Source organism: Falsihalocynthiibacter sp. S25ZX9 (genome assembly GCF_041205405.1).
Classification (GTDB): Bacteria; Pseudomonadota; Alphaproteobacteria; order Rhodobacterales; family Rhodobacteraceae; genus Falsihalocynthiibacter; species Falsihalocynthiibacter arcticus.
The window spans coordinates 1-1,270 of the sequence record NZ_JBGFCD010000057.1 but is presented as its reverse complement, the minus strand read 5'-3'; the positions used below and the strand labels follow the sequence as shown (position 1 = coordinate 1,270).

General features: G+C 56.4%; 1 protein-coding gene. It reads right to left on the bottom strand.

The window, feature by feature from the left end; genetic code table 11:
• On the bottom strand, nucleotides 1-682 hold a 682-nt coding region (locus AB9F29_RS21225; RefSeq protein WP_369757167.1), incomplete at its 3' end, for an IS30 family transposase.
• Between the last annotated feature and the right edge of the window lie 588 nt (nucleotides 683-1,270).

Genomic DNA, 1,270 nt, shown 5'->3' with positions numbered 1-1,270 from the left:
CGGACGCAGGCCTTTCGCTGATAGATACAGCATTCTTAATCTGGCCATTCCCGTTGCGCTTCTGGCTGGCGTGTTTGGAGCGCCTGACAGTCCGTCTTGCGCGCAGATGCTCCAGGAGTTCCTTTTTAAGGACGCCTCGCGCCTGTATATAAAGGCTTCTGTAGATCGTTTCGTGTGACACCTGTTTGTGCGCCTCTCCTGGGAAAGCGCGTTTGAGCCAGCCCGCAACCTGCTCGGGAGACCACTTGCGCCGCAGCTTTGCTGATACTGCGCAGGCCAACTTCGGGTGACAAGCCAGCTTGCACATCTTGGGACGCCGCGCCCGATCCCACGCCGCTTGATCAGACGCGGTTGCACGATAACCTGCAAGGCCACCATTGCGCCCCACCTCTCGGCTGATCGTCGAGGGCGCACGTCGCAACTGACGCGCAATCGCACGCAAGGACTGCTCGGTGCTCAGCCCGCGGGATATTTCTTCGCGCTCAGAAAGGCTCAATGCTGACCTGCCGCGTCTGCGATCTGGTGGGCGTATCCCACCCGTTGGTGAGATCACGGAAAAGACTGAGGATGATTGGCGATCAAAAACGCGCCCAATCGACCTCATCGACTCGCCTCGCTGCCACCTATCCCAAATCTCAGCACGCTGTTCAGTTGAATAATAAATCCTACGACGATATTTCATGGCAAACACTCCATCTTTTCCAAAAGATTAGAGTGTTGCGTCGACCAGTTGAGGCCACCGCCCTTAGCGACGATTGCTGCACTAGAAAAAGAAATATACCTTAGGCATGTATGCTGCCCTTAGGCGAAGCACCTCAGCTTAGTTCTGCCACGCTGGTTGCCTCCTCCCGCAACCAATACCGGCAAACAAGCCTCCTTCGGTGGCTTTCGGCGTTTTGGGACTTCCCAATGGGTCTCAAAACGCGCTTGGTGCCAACATGTCAGATCCTGCCGTTCTTGGGTTTGCCTCTCTTCACCCTCGTAGTCTTGCCAAAGTGCGCATGCATGCCATCCGTTGAGATTTTGACAGCAGTCTTGGTCAAGGCCGTGATTGCGCCTACGTGGTGTATTGTCTGCCTTTCTCACTTGTTCTTTCCACTGGACTTCATCGCCACGGGAAGCGTCACTGGTGCGACGCCGACGCGTTTGAGGTGTCGCCGTTGCCGCCCGAATGCCGGGCTCTGCTCAGTACAAGGGGGGGAGTAACCCGCCCCAGGATCGAAGCGGAGATAATTATGGATCTAGTTGAGCACGGCCTAGCCCTCAACGC